This window comes from Dolosigranulum pigrum ATCC 51524 (genome assembly GCF_000245815.1).
In the GTDB taxonomy this organism is placed as follows: domain Bacteria; phylum Bacillota; class Bacilli; order Lactobacillales; family Carnobacteriaceae_A; genus Dolosigranulum; species Dolosigranulum pigrum.
The window spans coordinates 873,077-892,973 of record NZ_JH601103.1; the positions used below are offsets into that span (position 1 = coordinate 873,077).

Annotated in this window: 22 protein-coding genes; 15 read left to right on the forward strand and 7 right to left on the reverse strand. The window is 39.9% G+C overall.

Annotation, left to right across the window (positions count from 1 at the left end):
- Nucleotides 1-21 precede the first annotated feature (21 nt).
- Together HMPREF9703_RS03990 and lexA are read right to left on the reverse strand one after the other, a co-directional pair.
- Nucleotides 22-390 (reverse strand): DUF6568 family protein, encoded by a 369-nt coding sequence (locus tag HMPREF9703_RS03990; RefSeq protein WP_004635809.1) that lies wholly within the window; start codon nt 388-390, stop codon nt 22-24.
- Between the two features lie 55 nt (nt 391-445).
- On the reverse strand, nt 446-1,084 hold the full coding sequence (gene lexA / locus HMPREF9703_RS03995) for a transcriptional repressor LexA (RefSeq protein WP_004635811.1): 639 nt from the start codon (nt 1,082-1,084) through the stop codon (nt 446-448).
- Nucleotides 1,085-1,294: 210 nt separating this feature from the next.
- Here lexA and HMPREF9703_RS04000 point away from each other — a divergent pair, with 210 nt between their 5' ends.
- From HMPREF9703_RS04000 to HMPREF9703_RS04010, 3 genes are all read left to right on the forward strand, one after another.
- Complete coding sequence (locus HMPREF9703_RS04000) at nt 1,295-1,567, forward strand: DUF896 domain-containing protein (protein WP_004635814.1); 273 nt, start codon at nt 1,295-1,297, stop codon at nt 1,565-1,567.
- 12 nt (nt 1,568-1,579) lie between these two features.
- Nucleotides 1,580-3,586, forward strand: a complete 2,007-nt coding sequence (gene tkt / locus HMPREF9703_RS04005; protein WP_004635815.1) for a transketolase — start codon at nt 1,580-1,582, stop codon at nt 3,584-3,586.
- Nucleotides 3,587-3,712: 126 nt separating this feature from the next.
- On the forward strand, nt 3,713-3,937 hold the full coding sequence (locus HMPREF9703_RS04010; RefSeq protein ID WP_004635817.1) for a YneF family protein: 225 nt from the start codon (nt 3,713-3,715) through the stop codon (nt 3,935-3,937).
- A gap of 40 nt (nt 3,938-3,977) precedes the next feature.
- Here HMPREF9703_RS04010 and HMPREF9703_RS04015 read toward each other — a convergent pair whose 3' ends face one another.
- From HMPREF9703_RS04015 to HMPREF9703_RS04030, 4 genes are all read right to left on the reverse strand, one after another.
- Nucleotides 3,978-4,580, reverse strand: coding sequence for a lysophospholipid acyltransferase family protein (locus HMPREF9703_RS04015; RefSeq protein ID WP_004635819.1), 603 nt, complete (start codon nt 4,578-4,580; stop codon nt 3,978-3,980).
- 138 nt (nt 4,581-4,718) lie between these two features.
- The gene (locus HMPREF9703_RS04020; RefSeq protein WP_004635821.1) at nt 4,719-4,955 is read right to left on the reverse strand and encodes a GlsB/YeaQ/YmgE family stress response membrane protein; all 237 of its coding nucleotides are present in this window, start codon (nt 4,953-4,955) and stop codon (nt 4,719-4,721) included.
- A gap of 103 nt (nt 4,956-5,058) precedes the next feature.
- Nucleotides 5,059-6,228 (reverse strand): toxic anion resistance protein, encoded by a 1,170-nt coding sequence (locus tag HMPREF9703_RS04025; RefSeq protein ID WP_004635823.1) that lies wholly within the window; start codon nt 6,226-6,228, stop codon nt 5,059-5,061.
- 23 nt (nt 6,229-6,251) lie between these two features.
- Nucleotides 6,252-6,983, reverse strand: coding sequence for a 5-bromo-4-chloroindolyl phosphate hydrolysis family protein (locus HMPREF9703_RS04030; protein WP_004635825.1), 732 nt, complete (start codon nt 6,981-6,983; stop codon nt 6,252-6,254).
- A 130-nt stretch (nt 6,984-7,113) separates the two neighbouring features.
- Here HMPREF9703_RS04030 and HMPREF9703_RS04035 point away from each other — a divergent pair, with 130 nt between their 5' ends.
- The 8 genes from HMPREF9703_RS04035 to mnmA all read left to right on the forward strand — a co-directional run bounded on the left by HMPREF9703_RS04035 (nt 7,114) and on the right by mnmA (nt 15,187).
- On the forward strand, nt 7,114-7,668 hold the full coding sequence (locus tag HMPREF9703_RS04035; protein WP_004635828.1) for an NUDIX hydrolase: 555 nt from the start codon (nt 7,114-7,116) through the stop codon (nt 7,666-7,668).
- On the forward strand, nt 7,668-7,862 hold the full coding sequence (locus HMPREF9703_RS04040; protein WP_004635829.1) for a hypothetical protein: 195 nt from the start codon (nt 7,668-7,670) through the stop codon (nt 7,860-7,862). Before HMPREF9703_RS04035 ends, HMPREF9703_RS04040 begins: the two co-directional genes overlap by 1 nt.
- Before the next feature lie 11 nt (nt 7,863-7,873).
- Entirely contained in the window at nt 7,874-8,563 is a 690-nt protein-coding gene (locus tag HMPREF9703_RS04045; RefSeq protein ID WP_004635831.1) for a 5'-methylthioadenosine/adenosylhomocysteine nucleosidase, read from the forward strand.
- Nucleotides 8,564-8,637: 74 nt separating this feature from the next.
- Nucleotides 8,638-9,987 carry an NADP-specific glutamate dehydrogenase gene (gene gdhA, locus HMPREF9703_RS04050; RefSeq protein ID WP_004635833.1) on the forward strand — a complete coding sequence of 450 codons (1,350 nt, stop codon included), beginning with the start codon at nt 8,638-8,640 and terminating at the stop codon, nt 9,985-9,987.
- A gap of 202 nt (nt 9,988-10,189) precedes the next feature.
- Nucleotides 10,190-12,481 (forward strand): bifunctional glutamate--cysteine ligase GshA/glutathione synthetase GshB, encoded by a 2,292-nt coding sequence (gene gshAB, locus HMPREF9703_RS04055; protein ID WP_040376935.1) that lies wholly within the window; start codon nt 10,190-10,192, stop codon nt 12,479-12,481.
- Nucleotides 12,482-12,498: 17 nt separating this feature from the next.
- Complete coding sequence (locus tag HMPREF9703_RS04060; RefSeq protein WP_004635837.1) at nt 12,499-13,641, forward strand: cysteine desulfurase family protein; 1,143 nt, start codon at nt 12,499-12,501, stop codon at nt 13,639-13,641.
- Nucleotides 13,642-13,658: 17 nt separating this feature from the next.
- A complete protein-coding gene (locus tag HMPREF9703_RS04065) occupies nt 13,659-14,003 on the forward strand; it encodes a hypothetical protein (protein WP_004635839.1) in 345 nt (114 codons plus the stop codon).
- A 59-nt stretch (nt 14,004-14,062) separates the two neighbouring features.
- Nucleotides 14,063-15,187: a tRNA 2-thiouridine(34) synthase MnmA gene (gene mnmA / locus HMPREF9703_RS04070; RefSeq protein WP_004635842.1), complete on the forward strand. Its 1,125-nt coding sequence runs from the start codon at nt 14,063-14,065 to the stop codon at nt 15,185-15,187.
- 54 nt (nt 15,188-15,241) lie between these two features.
- Here mnmA and HMPREF9703_RS09220 read toward each other — a convergent pair whose 3' ends face one another.
- Nucleotides 15,242-16,432, reverse strand: a complete 1,191-nt coding sequence (locus HMPREF9703_RS09220) for a PAS domain-containing protein (RefSeq protein WP_004635844.1) — start codon at nt 16,430-16,432, stop codon at nt 15,242-15,244.
- Between the two features lie 181 nt (nt 16,433-16,613).
- Here HMPREF9703_RS09220 and HMPREF9703_RS04080 point away from each other — a divergent pair, with 181 nt between their 5' ends.
- The 4 genes from HMPREF9703_RS04080 (at nt 16,614) to HMPREF9703_RS04095 (ending at nt 19,833) form a co-directional block, all read left to right on the forward strand.
- The gene (locus HMPREF9703_RS04080; RefSeq protein WP_004635845.1) at nt 16,614-17,162 is read left to right on the forward strand and encodes a cysteine hydrolase family protein; all 549 of its coding nucleotides are present in this window, start codon (nt 16,614-16,616) and stop codon (nt 17,160-17,162) included.
- 105 nt (nt 17,163-17,267) lie between these two features.
- Nucleotides 17,268-17,729 (forward strand): Dps family protein, encoded by a 462-nt coding sequence (locus tag HMPREF9703_RS04085; protein ID WP_004635847.1) that lies wholly within the window; start codon nt 17,268-17,270, stop codon nt 17,727-17,729.
- Between the two features lie 126 nt (nt 17,730-17,855).
- Complete coding sequence (locus HMPREF9703_RS04090) at nt 17,856-18,893, forward strand: M42 family metallopeptidase (protein ID WP_004635850.1); 1,038 nt, start codon at nt 17,856-17,858, stop codon at nt 18,891-18,893.
- Between the two features lie 82 nt (nt 18,894-18,975).
- Nucleotides 18,976-19,833, forward strand: coding sequence for an aldo/keto reductase (locus tag HMPREF9703_RS04095; RefSeq protein WP_004635852.1), 858 nt, complete (start codon nt 18,976-18,978; stop codon nt 19,831-19,833).
- The last annotated feature ends 64 nt before the right edge of the window (nt 19,834-19,897 follow it).

Below are 19,897 nucleotides of genomic sequence, written 5' to 3' on the forward strand. Positions count from 1 at the left end.
TTTAGTTCATCTAGGACGGATTTATACTTGAAGTAATGTTGCAATGGCATCTTCACTTAATGAGCTATCGCAACGAACCGCAATGTTGTCTCCAGTGCGTACGATTAAGCCAGGCACAGTTGGAACATCATATTTATCTCGCACTTGAGCAATCTCCTCTTGATAATCAGGGTGACCACTGTGAACGAAATGAACAAGTATATCATGTTTTTGTGTCACATTGTGTAATTTTGGAATAAATTTACGACAATATGGGCATGTTTCACGACCAAAGAAAACAACTACTGGTTTTTCATCGCCCTCTTGCAAAACACGATCCGCTTCAGATGGTGTAACTTCTTTAAAATCCTCAGCTAACTGTAAAAATTGTTCTGGACTAACATTATTCATCAAAAATTCCTCCTTCAATTCTTATAACTACATTATACCGAATACGGCTGCTAGATTAAAATACTTGGCTTCTGTAGAGTGAAACTACACGACCTAAAATGGTCACTTGGTCTAAAATAATATCATCTAACAGTTCATTTTCTGGATGGAGTCGGATATGATTAGCTTCTTTATAGAATCGTTTGCATGTTGCTTCATCTTCATCCGTCATGGCAATCACGATATCACCATTATTAGCGGTATTTTGCTGTCGTACGATAACTTGATCGCCATCAAAAATTCCAGCCTCAATCATACTATTACCACTAATAGTTAGCATGAAGAGTTGCCCTTTGTCCAACTCTAAGTCTGTCGGTAACGGGAAATAATCAGTGGCCTCTTCATAAGCTAAGATAGGCTCTCCGGCAGAAACCGTTCCTAATAATGGTATTAATTCATCTTCATAAGGGGAAATATCTAGCTCTTTTAGTCCCTGCGTGGTCACTTCAATAGCTCGCATTTTAGAGCTTCCACGATTAATGAACCCTTTGTCAGCTAAACGTTTGAGATGTCCGTAAACAGTAGCAGTTGAGGAGAGTTCCGTTGCATCACCAATTTCACGTACAGTTGGTGGATAACCATTCTCCTCAATTGTTTGATAAATATATTCTAAAATTTCAAGTTGTTTAACGCCTGTTCGACCACGCTTACCCATCATCCCCAGTCCTTTCCGTGTAATCTCTATTCCTATTCAGTTTACCATAAATCAAAGCTAACCTCAAACATTTGTTCGGAAAATGAATTGAAGAAGTATTGCAAATTATCTTTGTTTGGGGATTTATTAGAAGCCTGTCACTATAATTTTTTACAAGATCATGTTAAAATGAAGAGGCACGTTGAGATTTTTAGGAGGTATTTAAACAAGATGATCGAACGAGATAAACTTGATCGTATTAATGAGTTAGCGCGTAAAGAGCGGACAGATGAAGGATTAACTAGTGAGGAAAAGAATGAGCAAGAATCATTGCGTAAGCAGTATTTAAAATCATTCCGTGAAGGATTGAAGTCACAATTAGAAGGGATTCAGTTCGTTAACAATGATGGAGAAGATGTGACGCCAGATAAGATTAGACAGGCACAACAAGAGAGCGGTTTACGCGATAAAGATGGTCAAATTGTGATATCAGAAGATAAATAAGGAGAGAGATATATGTTTAATGAAGTAGATCAGTTAGCAGTTAATACATTACGTTTTTTAAGTATTGAAGCAGTAGCAGAGGCTAATTCGGGTCACCCAGGTTTGCCTCTTGGTGCCGCACCGATGACTTATGTGCTGTGGAAAAATCATTTGAAAATTAATCCAAAAAATAGTCAGTGGTTTGATCGCGATCGTTTTATTTTGTCAGCTGGTCATGGTTCTGCTTTACTCTACAGTATGCTTCACTTAGCTGGCTATGATGTATCGATTGATGACTTGAAGAATTTCCGTCAATTGGGCTCAAAAACACCAGGTCACCCAGAAGTTCATGAGACTGAAGGAGTTGAGACAACGACGGGTCCATTAGGTCAAGGCTTGGCGAATGCAGTTGGTTTTGCGATGGCAGAAGCACACTTAGCAGCGACGTACAATACTGACAAGCATGCTGTTGTTGATCACTACACTTATGCTTTAGTGGGTGATGGTGACTTGCAGGAAGGGATTTCTTATGAAGCGATGAGCTTGGCCGGGCACTTGCAGTTAGACAAACTAATTGTTTTATTTGACTCGAATGATATTCAATTGGATGGACCAACCAATAAAGCAGTATCAGAAGATATTGAAGGTCGCTTTAAATCAGCTGGTTGGGAGCATATTTACGTAGAAGATGGAATGAACTTAGAAGCGATCGATCAAGCGATTGAACAAGCTAAACAATCTAATAAGCCATCGATTATTGAATTGAAAACAGTAATTGGTGCTGGTTCACCACTTGCGGGAACGAGTGATGTACATGGAGCACCTCTGGATCAAGAGCAGATTAAGGAAACAAAAGAAGCGCTCGGCTGGGAATATGAGGAATCATTCCATGTACCGGCTGAAGTGTATGAACATTTCCGTGATGTATTGGCTCAAGCCGGTCAAGAAGCAGAAGCTAACTGGCAGGAATTATTGGCAGATTACCGTAAGGAAGATGCTGAGCGTGCGAACCAATTCGACGAAGCTATTAAAGGGGAATTGCCTGCTGACTTAGAGAGTAAATTGCCATCTTACAGCCCTGATGAGAAAGGATTAGCAACGCGTGCCAGCAACAATGAAGTAATTAATGCATTAGCTGATGCAGTTCCTAGTCTGTGGGGAGGATCAGCTGATTTATCTGGCTCAAACAAGACCATGATTAAAGCGGCGGGAGACTTTGGTCCAGATAATTATGCTGGCAAAAATATTTGGTATGGTGTACGTGAACATGCGATGGCAAGTGCCTTAAACGGTATTATTCTGCATGGAGGAACGAAGTCATATGCGGGAACATTCTTTGTTTTCAGTGATTACTTACGTCCAGCTGTTCGTTTAGCGGCATTATCACACATTCCAGCGATTTATGTCTTCACGCATGATTCAATTGCAGTTGGGGAAGACGGGCCAACGCATGAGCCGGTTGAACAATTAGCAAGTTTCCGTGCGATGCATAATGTCAATGTTATTCGTCCAGCTGATGCCAATGAAGTATCCGCTGCTTGGAAAGTAGCTGTCGAGTCAACAGATCGTCCAACCATGCTTGTCTTTACTCGCCAAAATGTACCAAACTTAGTGGGAACACAAGAGTTAGCTTTTGAGGGCGTTGACCGCGGAGGATATGTGTTGTCACCACAACAAGGTAATCGTCCTGACGGTATTTTAATAGCAACTGGATCAGAAGTTGAACTGGCAATGAACGCTCAAGAAGTTCTACGCGAAGAGCATGATGTCGATGTCTCAGTGGTCTCTATGCCCGCAACGAACCGTTTCGATGAGCAATCAGATGCGTATAAAGAAACGGTCTTACCGACAAAAGTTCGTAAACGTATCGCGATTGAGATGGGTTCAAGCTTTGGTTGGGAACGCTATGTTGGTTTAGATGGTAAGATTTTAGGAATTGACCAGTTCGGAACGAGTGGACCTGGCGATGAAGTTATCGCGAAATATGGCTTCACTGTAGATCAAGTGGTTCAATCTTTCTTAGCTTTAAATGAAGATTAAAGTCAAGCATTCATTCAGGAACTTGGATTAATCAAAAAAGGCACTGCAATGTTTCAGCAGTGCCTTTATTTTTTCTCACACTTATTGTAAACTAGTAATGTAGCTTATGATGAAAGGAATGGTAGAATGAGTTTATGGTTAGCGATTTTGTTAATTATTCTTGCGCTAATTGGTGGCGGAATCGGCGGCTTTTTCTTAGCGCGGAAATATATGATGAATTATTTCCAAGAGAATCCACCGATCGATGCTGATATGTTACGCATGATGATGCTATCGATGGGACAGAAGCCGTCTGAGAAGAAAATTCAACAAATTCTCAATCAGATGAAGCACCAATCTAAGAAAAAATAATACGTGAGATAGAAGTAGGAGAGAGCTTGGCGGCTTTCTCTTATTTTTTTGGTTGAATATCTTGTGCTAGCTGGTCAAAAGCAGCTTGGATATGGTCATTGTAATGAGCTGTGATATCCTTGACGCCATCCAGTTTACGCTCGACGATGAAGGGTTGCCCGAAGCGAACACGTGCTTTTTTACGTAAGAAAAGCTCTTTAAAGGTAAGAGGGCCGTCATAATAAGCGGGAACAATTGGCTTCTTGCTCATCTTGGCAATGGTCACTGCACCACCTTTTAAATCAGTTGAGTGTCGGGTGCCCGACGGAAAAATTAAAAAACTCTTGTTCGTATTTTTTAGAGCTTTCACCGGTGTTTTTATTGCACTCGGCCCTGGATTCTCACGGTCAACAGGAAAAGCATTGAGCTTGCGAATAAACCAACCAAATAGAGCATTTTCGAAGAGTTCAGCTTTAGCCATAACAGTAAATTCACGTGGAGCAGCAGCGATAACGATAAAAACTGGATCCAGTAGACTACGGTGCGGGGCAATCAGGACGTATGTATCATCTTCAGGCAAGTGCTCTTTACCTTGCACATCAATGGTGCCATTAAAAATCCACAATAAGAAATGGATGATACTAACAGTAATTCTAAAAAACATAATACTTCACTCCGATATGTTAACTTTCCTTCCATTATGATAGAAATGGGGTGAAAAATCAAGAACGGTTATGTCGAAAGTCTCTATTTTGGCATCAAAAAAAGCTAGCGATTATTTTCGCTAGCTTTTTAATAGCTATTAAAAGATTAAGTCGTAAATGAAGACAACAAGAGCTGCTCCAATAATGGCTGGAATAATGGCAAAGCCACTAAAAGTTGGACCGAATGATCCTAATAATGATCCACCAAGCCATGAACCGATAAATCCGATAACGATATTACCAAAAATTCCACCGGGTACATCTTTTTTCATAAGACTTTGAGCTAATGCACCTAAGATACCACCGACGATTAACGATAAGAGTAAACCAATCATAATACACATCTCCTTTTCTAAATAAATGGTGTACAATTCATTATAAACTTATTAACAATAAATGTCAATTTTAAGATTAAACTGATTTTTATTCTGCAAGATATTAGTCTTCTGATAAGGTCAGTAGTTGGTTACGTAAGCTGTTTTCCATGGCGTGTAGTTCAGTTTCAATAGCTTGACGTTTTTGGCGACCTTCTTGTTGAATTTGTAAGGTTTCTTCTAGAGTTTCGATCAAGTTAGCTTGAGTATGTTGTAAGGTTTCAATATCGACAATACCGCGTTCGTTTTCGCGTGCGGTTTCGATGCTGGATTGTTTCAATAACTCAGAGTTTTTCTTCAGCATGTCATTAGTTGTTTCAGATACTTGTCGTTGAGCAGTGCTGGCTTCTTTCTGACGCAGTAATGTCAGTGCAATAACGACTTGATTTTTCCATAACGGAATAGCGGTATTGATGGATGTTTGGATTTTTTCAGCTAATTCTTGGTTCGTATTTTGGATGAGTCGAATTTGTGGTGCTTGTTGAATCGTTAGTTGTCGTGCAATTTTTAAATCATGGACACGTTTTTCTAGACGACTTTGGAATTGATGCAGGTCATTGACTTCTTGGACAAGCATTTGATTATCGCTTTGTTGAGCCTGTTCAGTCAAGGAAGGAATGACGTCTTCTTGTAATTCTTCCAAGCGTAATTCTCCCGCAGCAATATAAATATTTAAGGCATCATAGAATTCTAAGTTTTGGTCATATAAGTCAGCTAACATTTGATTATTTTTGAGTAGGGCATCTTTTTCGACGGTTAATTTACCGGCAATTTTATCCACTTGGGCACCAATTTTTTGGTATTTTGCGGTAGTTTCATAGATAGATCGGTTAATTTTGCCGAATATTTTTTTGAAGATATTAGCATCTTCGGCTTTTAGTTCGTCCGGATCAGCAGATTGGAGTTGATACATTAAGTCATTTAAGGTTTCGCCGATGTGTCCTGTTTCTTGCGTTTGAACATGTTTTAGAACTGCATGGGAGAACTCGCCAATTTTTTCTTGGGCAGCAGCGCCGTAGTGCATAACCGATTCATAATCTGTATTGGTTAATTTTTGGGCAATTTCTTGTGCATGGTGTTGATTATCTTTTGATAAGTTATCATAAGTTTTTTTGGAGAGCACTGGAGAGTTATCTTGTTTAGCGGGTGTCTTTGTGGCATCAGTCGCTTCTTTCGTGCTAAATGGATTGGCAATTAAGTCATTTAAATGTGTTGATGAATGTTGTTTAGTCATTCTCATCGTCCTTTCGTCAATAATTAAAATAAGTTAGAGGGATTATCTAATGAATCTTCCGTCAGTTCAATAGTTGTTGTTAAGTGATTGACATTACCTTGGTGGAATGTTTCATATTCATCATTTATTTTTTGGCAAATCATGTCGATTGTTTCAGCTGATTTGTGTAAAATATCCAAGGTAGCTTTACTTTTTGGTTTGTGTGCGTCAACTTTGATATATTTTTGGGTTAGATCATCTAGAGCCGGTAAGTGAACGTACAAGAACTGATCAACTTCATGTAGTCGTTCGGGTTGTGTTGTAATATCTTGGAAGAAAGCTTTCAAAGTAGTTATTGTTCGGTTGCGTTTTTCGATTGCTTGGAGTTTTGAGGCTTTTTCCATGGTGGTGTCAATGTGTTGAATCGTTTCTTTTGTTGTTTGCATGGTATGACGGAAGAAGGCCATATCTTCTTTCGTTAAGCCTTTTGCTTGATAAAAAGCTTGCTTCTCAGTGGTCAGTGGGGGCATTTTTTCAGCTGTTTTTGAGGAGTTTTTTCGGCGATAAATATAAATAGTGCCGGCAATAATCATTCCCACTAAGATTACTATAATCACGCCCATCGTCTTTATAATGTCTGCTGAATAAAGGGGATGATAATAACCAAACCCCTCCACTGTGTCCTCTACTACGTCCTCTACCATTGTGATAATCATCATAACGACAATAAAGATACCAATTAAGCGAGCAAATTTATTATTAAAAAATCGGTTCATCGTTGTTCCTCCTAGATAGTCTTTGACCTTATTATAGCATAGGTATCCGTGCGAACCTATAGGACTTAGGAATGATTTATGCAATTGTGTCATGTCTATGGTATGATAAGAAAAAAAGGAGCGATGATTGGTGAACTTTGAGGAGAGAACAATTGAAGAAACATCTATTTATAAAGGAAATATTACTGAATATGTAGTAAAAACAGTTGAATTACCGGATGGCAGACGAGTGACGCGAGAAATTGTCTTGCATGATGATGCCTCAGCGGTTATAGCCTTCGTTGATGGGAAGTTACTTTGTGTAGAGCAATTCCGAAAACCCTTAGAACGAACAAGTATAGAAATTCCGGCGGGGTTAATTGATAAGGGCGAAACCCCTCTGGAGGCGGCCCAACGTGAATTAGAAGAAGAGACGGCTTATCAAGCAAAAAATTGGTCAGAAGTGACAAGTTTTTATAATACACCGGGTTTTTGTAATGAAAAATTGACGATTTTTGAAGCGAGTGAGCTGGTGGCAGTAGATAATCCGTTGGCGCAAGATGAAGATGAGAATTTACGGGTGATGACATTGACGTTTGAGGAAGCTTGGGAGTTAATGGAGTCGGGCAGAATTTGTGATTCGAAGACGGTATTTGCTTTATTTTATTGGAAAATGAAACAGTTAGAGAAAAAAGGGGACGTATAATGGCTAAAAAAAGTTTGTTAGAGCGGTGGCGTGATTGGCGGGAAGAACGGCGCTTGGCGAAGAAAGGTCAGACTAACAAGAGCCGTTATGAAGAAAAGGAACGCTATCGAGCTGTTGAAAAACGGTTAACATTAGCGATTATTGCTGTCTTTATTGCATTAGTTATTGTGTTGTTATTTACATTTTATATTTAGGAGTGAATGCATTGAAATTAGGAATTATTGCTGCGATGGAACCAGAAGTTAGAAGCTTAGTTGAGAGTTTAGAAAATCAGCGAACGCAGGAAGTAGCGAACCAACTTATCTATGAAGGAACGATTGCAGGGAAAGAAGTCGTGTTAATTCAGTCGGGAATCGGCAAAGTGAATGCTACCATTGCCACCACTCTATTAATTGAACGCCTAGGGGTGACGCATGTGATTAATACAGGATCAGCGGGTGGAATTGGGACTCATTTAGCGGTTGGAGACTTGGTTGTTTCCACACAATTGGCTTATCATGATGCGGATGCACGTGCATTCGATTATGCTTATGGTCAAGTACCGGGCATGCCACTCTATTATCCGGCTGATAACTTACTGCAAGCAAAAGTAAAACAAGCAGCTGAATCATTGAGCTGGTCAGCCCAAGCCGGAGAAGTTTTATCTGGCGATTCATTTATTTCTAGTCAGGAGCGGCGTCAAGCGATTATCGGACATTTCCCCAATGCATTAGCTGTAGAAATGGAAGGTGCTGCAATCGCCCAATGTTGTTGGCAATTTGATGTGCCTTTCGTTGTCATCCGTGCGATCAGTGATTTGGGGGATGAAGAAGCGTCTATTTCATTTGATGAATTTATCGAAAAAGTGGGTAAAAAATCAGCTGAGTTAGTCCGTGAAGTGATTAAGCAGGTATAATTTGATAAATTATGCTATAATAAAAAATTGTAACAAAACGCAAAAAAAGTGATGAGAAAAGAAAGGTGATATACATGGGTCAAGCAAGCAAACAGTACATCGATGGCGTATTGAATCGATTAAACAAACAATATCCAGATATGGTAGAGTTCCAACAAGCAACAAAAGAGGTTCTTCGATCGCTGGAAAAATTTGTTGATAAGCATCCCGAAGTAATTGAACATAATTTATTTGAACTATTGGTGGAACCAGAGCGTGTCGTGAAGTTTCGTGTGCCGTGGCAAGATGATGCCGGGAAATGGCACGTTAATACAGGGATGCGTGTTCAGTTTAACTCGGCGCTTGGACCGTATAAAGGTGGGTTGCGCTTTGATCCATCTGTTAATGAAAGTATTATTAAGTTCTTAGGTTTTGAGCAAATCTTCAAAAACAGCTTAACAGGCTTGCCGATTGGTGGCGGAAAAGGGGGAAGTAATTTTAACCCGAAAGGAAAATCAGATGCAGAGATTATGCGCTTTTGCCAAAGCTTTATGACCGAATTGAGCAAACATATCGGGCCCACTACGGATGTACCGGCAGGAGATATTGGTGTGGGTGGCCGTGAGATTGGTTATTTATTTGGTCAATATAAACGATTGCAACAATATGATTCAGGCACACTAACGGGTAAACCGCTTGAAATGTGGGGAAGCTATGCCCGAACTGAAGCGACTGGTTATGGTTTAGTATATTTCCTTCAGAATGCCGTGGAAGATCGCGGGGATAGCTTAGAAGGCAAGACAATCGTGGTCTCTGGTAGTGGGAACGTGGCACAATATGCGATGAAAAAAGCCAAAGATTTAGGTGCTAAGGTCCTTGCTTGTTCTGATCGAGGTGGTTATATTCGCGATGAATCAGGTATTGATGAGGAGTTAGTCATCGCGATTAAAGAACGAGGAGGCTCTCTAGCTGAATATATTGAAGAACATTCTTCTGCTACCTATCACACAGATGAATCAGTATGGACGATTGATGCTTCATACGATATTGCGCTTCCGTGCGCAACCCAGAACGAGATTGATGGGTCATTGGCTAAAAATCTAGTTGAAGCGGGCGTTACGTATGTCATGGAAGGTGCTAATATGCCGGTTAATGATGAAGGACTAGAAGTCTTGGCTGAGCAAGAAATTCTTTACGGTCCAGGTAAAGCAGCTAATGCTGGTGGGGTTGCTGTGTCAGCACTAGAGATGGCCCAAAATGCGCAACGTCTGCAATGGGACTTTGATGAAGTGGATCAACGTCTCCAAGATATTATGGCAACCATTTACCAAAAATGTAGTGAAACAGCGGAAGAATATGGCGAACCTGGGAATCTAAGTCTCGGAGCGAACATTGCTGGAGCCGAAAAAGTATTAAAAGCAATGGAAACACAAGGCTTAGTATAAACAACACGCTATTTTAGTGAACATATGTTTTGTGAGGAAGTAAGAGTGACGGCTTGATCGATAACTTTTACTTCCTCTTCGCTACATATAAAGACTAGTACAGACTCATTGTTTGGATTGTTGATATTAATTGATGTTAAGTGGTATAATGAGTTGGAGTTTCAGAAAAGGAATGACTGGGGAAATTAAGGTGGGAAAAGTTATGAAGATGCAAGCATTAATTACACAAAATAATTTAGGACGAGAGTTTCAGCGGTGTTGTTTAGGTATTGAACGAGAGTCTCTCCGGGTACAGGAAGATGCTACATTAGCACTTACGAAGGTTCCTTCCTCAATCGGACCACGAGCAAGTCATCCTTATTTATTGACAGACTTTAGTGAGTCACAACCTGAATTCGTTACGCCGCCGAGTTGTAGTTGTTTAGACCGGACATTTGATTGGTTAGCGGCACTTCATGATGTGTATATCCAAGCAATGAATGCGGATGAATATTTGTGGCCGTTTAGTATGCCGTGCTTATTACCAGATGAAGCAGATATTCCGATTATTGATGTGCCGGAGCAAGAAGAGATTGCGTATCGTGAATATTTAGCTAATCATTATGGCAAAAAACTTCAAATGATTAGTGGGATTCACTTTAATTTTTCCTTTTCTGAGCAGTTTGTTACACGATTGTTTGAAGAACAGACTGAGTATAGTGAGTTGATTTCCTTTAAAAATGCGCTTTATCTGAAATTAACGCGTAATTTTTTGCGCTATCATTGGCTAATAACCTATGTGTACGGTGCATCACCTGTGGCAGATGAGTCTTTTTATACAAGCAAGAAGCATGGGCAGACACCGCCGGATCAGTATGTTAGAAGCTTGCGCAATAGTTCGTATGGCTATAATAACTTTTCTGATGTACGGGTGCCGTTAACGTCAGTAGCTGATTATAGTACGGTCATTCAGCAGCTAGTTAAAGATAAAAAAATTAGTGAAGAGCGTGAATATTATGGCAATGCTCGTCTAAAAGGGCATGGCAAATATACGAAAGATCTCATGGAACGCGGCATTAAATATGTCGAGTTCCGTTCTATTGATGTGAATCCATTCGATCAGTTCGGCTTATCGCGTCAACAAGCTGAGTTTTTCCGTCTGTTTTTTATGATGCTCGTATGGCTTGATGAGGATGCATCGGAAGCAGATATTGAACGTGGGATGACAATGAATGAACAGGTTGCTTCAGAGCATCCGTTCGCTGAGACTGCATTCCAGGCAGAAGGTTTACATTTATTGGAAAAGATGATAGAAGTAGCTGAATTTGTTGAAGCCAACGATAAAGCACAAGCTGAGATTGCATTTGTCCAATCAGCCTTAATGGACCCGACTAAAACGTATGCTGCCCAAATAGTGCATGAAATAGAAAAAAGTTCTTATATAGAATTCGGTCAATTACTGGCTCAAAAATATAAGCAGTTATCCACAGCGGAACCGTATCGTTTACGTGGGTTTGATGATTTGGAAATGTCCACGCAATTATTAATGAGTGATGCGATTGAACGAGGAATCCGGGTTGAATTTATTGATCGACAGGATCAACTATTGAAATTATCGGTAGCTGATCATATTGAATATGTGCGCAATGGGAATATGACACGCCTTGACTCAACGATCAGTCATTTCTTAATGTCAAATAAGACAGCGACCAAACGTATTTTGGCCAGAGCTGGTTTTAAGGTCCCAGGTGGCGCTGAGTATCGAAGTCTCACAGAAGCTATGGCAAATTACCCACGATTTGCTGACAAGCCAACTGTTATCAAGCCTAAATCAACTAATTACGGTGTCGGGATTTCAATTTTTAAACAAGGAATGTCAGAGAGTTCTTATAAGGAAGCATTAGAAATTGCTTTGGCAGAAGATGAGACGGTTTTAATTGAAGATTATATTGCTGGTACGGAATATCGGTTTCTTGTAATCGGTGGAGTTTGTCGGGCGGTATTGTTACGGCAACCAGCTAATGTAATAGGGGATGGGAAACGAACGGTTGCCGAGTTAATAGCAGCTAAAAATCAAGATCCATTACGTGGCGAGGAACATCGCGCCCCCCTGACAAAAATTGAGTGTGGTCAAATTGAACGCATGGTACTGAAAGAACAAGGCTTAACCTTTGAAAGCATACCGGGTAAAGATCAACGTGTCTTGTTGCGAGCAAATACAAATATCTCAACGGGTGGAGACTCGATCGATGTGACTGATGACGTCGATCCATCCTATAAACGCATAGCTGAAGCAATGACTCGAACAATAGACGTTCAGATAACAGGTATTGACTTAATTATTCCGGATATTAAACAACCATCTACTCACATGAAACCAGGTTATACGTTGATTGAGATGAATTATAATCCGGCCATGAATATGCATGCTTATGTTTATAAAGGAAAAGGAAGACGAGTGACACAAGATGTGTTGAACTTATTATTCCCGGAACTACCCAAGCGCAGGAACTAATACAGAAAGGTGATCATGTGGAGCGAATTTATTTAGATTATGCAGCAACAGCCCCGATGTCTCAGGAGACCATAGAGGCTTATTCTAAAGGGATGCAGCAATATTTTGGTAATGCGTCGAGCATTTATACAAGCGGTCGTGATGCTCAGTATGAATTAATGCAAGTGCGAAGTGTATTGGCTAAGAGCATTGGAGCTGAACAGGATGATATTATTTTCACAAGTGGTGGAACAGAGAGTGATAATACAGCCATCTTGAAAGTAGCAGAATCATATAAAGCAAATGGTCGTCATATTATCACAACAGCTGTGGAGCATAAAGCCGTGTTGGAGCCAATGCAATACTTGGAACAACAAGGGTTTACGGTCACTTATTTACCTGTTAATGAATATGGCCATGTAACAGCTGAGCAGGTAGCGAAGGCCTTGACTGATGAGACCATTCTTGTTTCGATTATGTATGGAAACAATGAAACTGGCGCTATCAATCCAATTGAAGCTATTGGGCAAATCTTGGCAGAGCATCAAGCGATTTTTCATACCGATGCTGTTCAAGCATACGGTACACAAACGTTAGATGTTAATCAGCTAGGAGTTGATCTACTATCTGTCTCAGCCCACAAAATTGGTGGGCCGAAAGGAATGGGATTTTTATATGCACGCCCGCATTTAAAAGGAATTCGCTTGTTGTTAGGTGGGAATCAAGAATTGAAGCGACGCGCTGGGACCCAAAATGTACCGGGAGCTATTGCTTTTAAACAAGCTGTCTTAGCTCATGCACCGGTAAAACAATCCAAGCAATATCGTAAATTAATGGCCTATTTTTTAGAGCAGTTAAATAAGAATGGTGTCTCTTTTTCAATTAATGGGGCGAGCGACATTCAGCAATCATTACCTCATATTTGTAACTTACAATTTCCAGGAATTCTTGCCGAAAAATTATTGATTCAACTGGATTTGATGGGGGTAGAAGTCGCTGCCGGGAGTGCTTGTACAGCAGGTAACACGGATCCAAGCCATGTTTTGATAGCAATGTTTGGCGAAGATAGTCCACAAGTAACAGAGAGTTTGCGTTTTAGTATCGGAGCGCAGACAACGATAGCACAACTTGAACAAGTTGCGGTAAAAGTGAAACAAGCGATTGAAAAGTTGCGAAAGTAAATACAGGAGTGATAGCGATGCGATCCAATCAATCAGGTCTATTAGGAAGTACAGTGAAGTATGCGGTCAGCGACGAGGCTAAGCGTTATACTATGTTGGATAACTTTTTTGAACAAACACCACGAGGTAATTTTCAATATGAGCGGGTGTTATCTCCACGTGGGCACGATCAGTCAGCACCTAAATTAAAAATTTCTGTGAGTAAAGATTTTTCAGAATTAACGATTAATGCGGTTACTCAGAGCGGTCTGCGAAAGATTGATTTATATAAAAAAGATGATCGACAAGAAGCACGTGAGTTCGCTGAATATGTACTTGATGATTTAGTAGAACAAGGTGTATTAGTAAAAGCAGAGGCTTAACAAATTAGTGTTGAGTACTGCGAGGTAGAGTTGTAGGACCAGTAAAAGGATGATGTATAATGAATAAATCAGATATTCGAGTGGTTGTCGGAATGAGTGGTGGAGTCGATTCATCGGCAACCGCTTTGAAGTTGAAGCGTGAAGGATACGATGTGGTCGGAATTTTTATGAAAAACTGGGATGATACGGATGAAAATGGGGTCTGTACAGCAACAGAAGATTATAAAGATGTGCAGGCTGTGGCCAATCAAATTGGTATTCCGTATTACTCTGTTAACTTCGAGAAAGAATATTGGAATAAAGTGTTTGAATATTTTTTGGATGAATATAAAAAAGGACGCACACCTAATCCTGATGTAATATGTAATAAAGAAATTAAGTTTAAAGCTTTCTTGGATTATGCGATGGATCTAGGGGCAGATTATGTAGCGACAGGTCATTATGCTCGCGTGGAGCGTGACGATAATGGGACGGTTCATATGTTACGCGGGGTTGATTCGAATAAGGACCAAACCTATTTCTTAAATCAGCTTAGCCAAGATCAGTTGCAGCGTGTCATGTTTCCCCTTGGTGAGATGGAGAAGCCTGATGTCCGTCAATTAGCTGAAGAAGCGGGATTGAAGACAGCAGATAAGAAAGATTCAACGGGAATTTGTTTTATTGGAGAACGTGATTTCAAAGAATTTTTGATGAATTATTTACCAGCTCAACCAGGAGAGATGCAAACTTTGGACGGGGATGTTGTGAATACGCATGATGGGTTGATGTATTATACAATTGGACAACGCCAAGGCCTTGGTATCGGTGGCAGTAAAGAATATGGCAATGAACCATGGTTTGTAATTGGGAAAGATTTAGAGCGGAATGTCTTGTTAGTCGGCCAAGGTTTTCATCATGAGCATCTATATGCGACACACTTAGAAGCAAGTGATTTTTCATTTACAGTGAAAGCACCCGCAGAAGCAGAATTTCGTTGTACGGCAAAATTCCGCTACCGTACAGATGATGTCCCCGTTACGATTAAGATGAACGATGACCGTACGGAAGCAATTGTTGAATTCGATGAACCGCAGCGAGCGATTACTCCAGGTCAAGCTATTGTACTGTATGACGGAGAAGAATGCCTCGGCGGTGGCACGATTGACCGAGCTTATAAAGAAGATAAACAATTACAATATGTATAAATAGAAAAGAGTGTCCAATTTTTAGTTGGACACTCTTTTTAAATGCATTCTTAATTATTCTGTTGCACTAGAATCTGCATCTGTTTCTTTATCAAGGTTTTTGAAGTCAATTACGTTATCATCTTCATCGACTAATTTATAGCCTGTTTCTTTTAAGAAAAACTCAACATGAGGGAAGATGTCATGGATTAATTCATTGATTCCCATGTAGTTCCCCTCATCATCATAAATGCCGTAGTAGTCGTGAACAACAAATTGTCCGGGACCACCTGATGGAACAGCCATACGTATATTGTCAGTATGTTTTTCACGGAGTTGATTAATAACCCATGCAACATTTGCATACGTTCCTTCTGGGTGAACGGCTTCTAATGGATCTCCTGCTTGTCCGGGTAAACGTGTTCCTAACATTTCAGTCGGATCTTCAATATGATTGTTGTAGTATAGGAATTGATTATTATCATCGGCATAAGTGAGTTCAATTGGCATCGCTTTTAAGAAATGATCAATTTGGTCAACAGTTAACACACCACGATCTAATTTAACGTAAGTGTCACCTTCAACAGCGTTAGTTGCTTCTGCTGCTTTTTCGACCCATTCATCGTCTGATTTATCGACATCAGCAATTGTGGATCCTTTTGCTGCTTCGCCACTAGCTGATAGATCTTCACGTTCAAGCGCTTCTTCTGGTGAAACGTCATAGTCGGATGTGGTACTTGCCCAGCCACCTTCTTCACCGTCTTCACTTGCACCAGAATCAGCATCGGCACTTGCCAGTTCTTGACCTAGTGCGTTGAATAAGGCTTCTTTAATCGCTCCTGATGTCATAGTTGCACCAGAGATTTGATCGACATTAGTTGAACCTTCAGCTTTAATCGCTTCTAGATAATCATCCAAGCCTTCATCAATAAACTCAGGTGTTTCTTCATGGTCCACAGTAATATCGGTAATTTCATTGTTGCTCACTTCAACTGTTACTGCAACCTCCCCGTTACGTCCATGGCCAATTCCTTCGTAAGTACCATCTTCAACAGTTGATAAATCAATGTCATCAGCGCCAGCATTAGTTGTATCATCATTAATAGTAGAATCGTCATTTACTTGCTCGTCAGTTTGTTGGTCTGTTTCTTCTACCTGTTCAGTCTGATCAGCTGTTGAATCAGTGTCAGTTGCTCCGTTATCTTGGCATCCAGCTAAAATAGCTAACGTCGCTGGAATGGCCAAATATTTACTCCATTTTTTCATAATTGAGTCCTCCTACTTTTTATATGAGTTTTTTCGCATATTTCTTACATCTAACTTTAATATAACAAAACTTATAAATAAATTCAACAGTTATTATAAAAAAAATTTATAAAGGTGAATTAATTGTGTCTCAACCGCGCTGTGCTATAATAATGTTAATAAGTTTGTAGGAGGTTATTACATGCAAAAAGCACTAATTGTCATTGATTATACAAATGATTTCGTCCACGAAGATGGCGCTTTAACAAGTGGAGAACCAGCCCAAGCTCTCCACGATTATATTGCCAATCAGATTAATGAATTTGCTCAGGCCGATGAATTTATTGCCTTTATGGTGGATTTGCACTATAAAGAAGATACCTATCATCCGGAGACGGCATTGTTTCCACCACATAATGTAGTAGGATCATCAGGGCGAGCGCATTATGGAGAAGTTCAATCTCTTTATAATCAGTTAAAAGAAAAATCTAACGTCATTTATCGTGATAAGACGCGATATTCATCTTTTGCGGGGACAGATTTAGCCTTAAGATTGCGCGAACGGGGAATTAATGAGGTGCATCTTGTTGGTGTGGTGACTGATATTTGTGTGCTTCATACAGCTATCGATGCTTATAATTTAGGATTTGATATTGTTGTACATGAACAAGGCGTCGCTAGTTTCAATGAGGCAGGGCATCAATGGGCCTTGGAACATTTTAAGCAAGCTTTGGGGGCAAAAGTTATTTAATTAGAATTATTATAAATAAAAATCGTTAAGCTTGCATTTGTTACGGAAGTAAATTATAATGAATATAGTCAATGAGGAAAGAAATTCTTTAGGAGGAATGTTATAATGACTTCAGTTAACACAGTATTAGACAAAATCGTATCTACTCAAAATGTATTCTACACACGCTTACACCAGTTCCACTGGTATGTAAAAGGACCAGACTTTTTTGACTTACATGTTAAGTTTGAAGAGTTATATGATGCAGTGACTGTTGATATGGATGAAGTAGCCGAGCGTTTACTCACAGTTGGTGGATCCCCTTCAGCTACCTTTAGCGAATTTACAGAGAACTCAGTAATTTCTGAAAATGTGGAAGACAAGCATCTTTCTGCTGTAGAAATGGCAGAAGCTGTCGTAGCAGACTTGAAAGCTTACACAGAATTACTAAAAGAAGGTATCGAATTAACTGATGAAGCCGGCGATGATGTGTCGAATGATATGTTGATTGCTATTCGTGCTAACATGGATAAACAAATCTGGATGCTACAAGCATTCCTAGACAGCAAAACAAACGTTCAAGCGTAAATAAATAATAAAGAGTCGGAGCTTTTGGGCTTCGGCTTTTTTATTTTTACGAGCAATTTTGTTGTTATTCTGATTTTATAATTTTTATGATAAAATGAGTTAAACGCTATAAGAAGGAGTATTCAAATGACACAAACGCTTGCTTATTTACAAAATTTACTTGCGATTCCATCGCCAACAGGTTTTACGACAGAGGTGATGGATTATGTACAGGAGACATTAGAAAGTTTGGATTATGAGGTCCAACGAACACCGAAAGGAATGGCCGTGGTACGAGTGAACGGCCAAGATAATGAGCAACACCGCATTGTTACTGCTCATGTTGATACGTTAGGAGCTATTGTACGTGGAATTAAACCGGATGGACGCTTGAAGTTAGATCGAATTGGTGGATTTCCTTGGAATATGATTGAAGGTGAGAACTGTACTGTGCATGTGGCAAGCACAGGCGAGCAGATTACCGGGACCATTATGATTCATCAGACCAGTTGTCATGTATACAAAGATGCGGGTAGCGCAGAACGTAATCAAGATAACATGGAAGTTCGGTTAGATGCTAAAGTAACAAATGAAGATGAAACGCGTAAGTTAGGGATAGATGTTGGAGACTTTATTTCGTTTGATCCACGAACAACAGTGACCGAGACAGGTTTTGTAAAGAGTCGCTTCTTAGATGATAAAGTGAGTGCAGCTGTCTTGTTGAACTTATTACGTCAGTATAAAGAAGAAGGAACACAATTACCACAGACGACGCATTTCATCTTTAGTTGTATTGAAGAGACAGGATTAGGTGCTAATAGTAGCTTACATGAGAACGCTGTTGAATATTTGGCGATTGATATGGGAGCTATCGGGGATGATCAACAAACTGACGAATACACTGTCTCAATCTGTACGAAAGATGCGTCTGGACCATACAATTATGAATTTAGACAACATCTCGTTGGTTTAGCAAAAGCACATGAGATTCCGTATCAATTAGATATTTATCCCTATTATGGTAGTGATGCTTCCGCAGCTATGAGTGCTGGAGCCGAAGTGAAGCATGCCTTACTTGGAGCTGGGATTGAGTCGAGTCACTCGTATGAGCGAACACATTTAGATTCTATTGTAGCAACTGAACAATTGGTAGATGCTTACCTCAAGAGTGACTTAGTAAAATAGACCAGCTTGATAGTCAGCATCAGGACCTTTTATTCAACAATTAAGTAGATCTTTGCTATAATAACAAAAAGGAGTGATTGATGTGACATTACAGAGTTTAGCAAGTACGTATAAATTAAACGATGGTCATGAGATTCCAGTCGTTGGATTCGGAACATGGCAAATGGACAATGATGAAAATACAACAAACATTGTTAAACAAGCTATCAAAGAGGGGTATACGCATATTGATACTGCTGCTGTTTATGGAAATGAAGAAGCAGTAGGAAAAGGTATTCGCGAGTCTGGCGTTAACCGAAGTGAGCTCTTCGTTACTACAAAACTGTGGAATGATGCACACGGCTATGAAGAGGCAAAAGTAGCCATAGATGAGTCACTTGAGCGATTAGGCTTGGATTATGTGGATCTGTACTTAATTCATTGGCCAAACCCTAAAGAGCACCGGGACAATTGGCAAGAAGCTAACTTAGGTGCTTGGCGAGCAATGGAAGAAGCGGTTGAAGCAGGTAAAGTAAGATCAATCGGTGTTTCTAACTTCCATGAGCGTCACTTAACGCCATTACTTGAAGAGGCAAAGATTAAACCAGTTATTAACCAAATTTTCTTAAATCCAAGTGATCAACAACCGGAAATTGTGGCTTTCAATGAACAACATGATATTTTAAGTGAAGCGTACAGCCCACTTGGAACGGGGAAAGTTTTCGAAATAGAAGACTTGGCGGACTTGGCGAAGAAATATGACAAAACTATCGCACAAGTTGTCTTACGTTGGAGTCTTCAAAAAGGATACTTGCCACTACCAAAAACAAGTACACCGGAACGTGTGCCAGAAAACGCTGATTTATTTGACTTTGAAATTTCTGAAGAAGATATGGAGCGTATCAGTGCCTTGAAAGGCCAAGCCGGCACTGCTAAAAATCCAGATGAAGTAGATTTCTAAAAAGCATAAATTAAACAGGATGTTAGCTTTTTAAGGCTAGCATCCTGTTTATTTAAATGCATTA

Excerpts from the sequence above, each read along its gene's own strand:
- HMPREF9703_RS03990 (WP_004635809.1), bottom strand. The coding sequence starts at position 390 with ATGAATAATGTTAGTCCAGAACAATTTTTACAGTTAGCTGAGGATTTT.
- lexA (WP_004635811.1), bottom strand. The coding sequence starts at position 1,084 with ATGGGTAAGCGTGGTCGAACAGGCGTTAAACAACTTGAAATTTTAGAA.
- HMPREF9703_RS04000 (WP_004635814.1), top strand. The coding sequence starts at position 1,295 with ATGATCGAACGAGATAAACTTGATCGTATTAATGAGTTAGCGCGTAAA.
- tkt (WP_004635815.1), top strand. The coding sequence starts at position 1,580 with ATGTTTAATGAAGTAGATCAGTTAGCAGTTAATACATTACGTTTTTTA.
- HMPREF9703_RS04010 (WP_004635817.1), top strand. The coding sequence starts at position 3,713 with ATGAGTTTATGGTTAGCGATTTTGTTAATTATTCTTGCGCTAATTGGT.
- HMPREF9703_RS04015 (WP_004635819.1), bottom strand. The coding sequence starts at position 4,580 with ATGTTTTTTAGAATTACTGTTAGTATCATCCATTTCTTATTGTGGATT.
- HMPREF9703_RS04020 (WP_004635821.1), bottom strand. The coding sequence starts at position 4,955 with ATGATTGGTTTACTCTTATCGTTAATCGTCGGTGGTATCTTAGGTGCA.
- HMPREF9703_RS04025 (WP_004635823.1), bottom strand. The coding sequence starts at position 6,228 with ATGACTAAACAACATTCATCAACACATTTAAATGACTTAATTGCCAAT.
- HMPREF9703_RS04030 (WP_004635825.1), bottom strand. The coding sequence starts at position 6,983 with ATGAACCGATTTTTTAATAATAAATTTGCTCGCTTAATTGGTATCTTT.
- HMPREF9703_RS04040 (WP_004635829.1), top strand. The coding sequence starts at position 7,668 with ATGGCTAAAAAAAGTTTGTTAGAGCGGTGGCGTGATTGGCGGGAAGAA.
- gdhA (WP_004635833.1), top strand. The coding sequence starts at position 8,638 with ATGGGTCAAGCAAGCAAACAGTACATCGATGGCGTATTGAATCGATTA.
- gshAB (WP_040376935.1), top strand. The coding sequence starts at position 10,190 with ATGAAGATGCAAGCATTAATTACACAAAATAATTTAGGACGAGAGTTT.
- HMPREF9703_RS04065 (WP_004635839.1), top strand. The coding sequence starts at position 13,659 with ATGCGATCCAATCAATCAGGTCTATTAGGAAGTACAGTGAAGTATGCG.
- mnmA (WP_004635842.1), top strand. The coding sequence starts at position 14,063 with ATGAATAAATCAGATATTCGAGTGGTTGTCGGAATGAGTGGTGGAGTC.
- HMPREF9703_RS09220 (WP_004635844.1), bottom strand. The coding sequence starts at position 16,432 with ATGAAAAAATGGAGTAAATATTTGGCCATTCCAGCGACGTTAGCTATT.
- HMPREF9703_RS04080 (WP_004635845.1), top strand. The coding sequence starts at position 16,614 with ATGCAAAAAGCACTAATTGTCATTGATTATACAAATGATTTCGTCCAC.
- HMPREF9703_RS04085 (WP_004635847.1), top strand. The coding sequence starts at position 17,268 with ATGACTTCAGTTAACACAGTATTAGACAAAATCGTATCTACTCAAAAT.
- HMPREF9703_RS04090 (WP_004635850.1), top strand. The coding sequence starts at position 17,856 with ATGACACAAACGCTTGCTTATTTACAAAATTTACTTGCGATTCCATCG.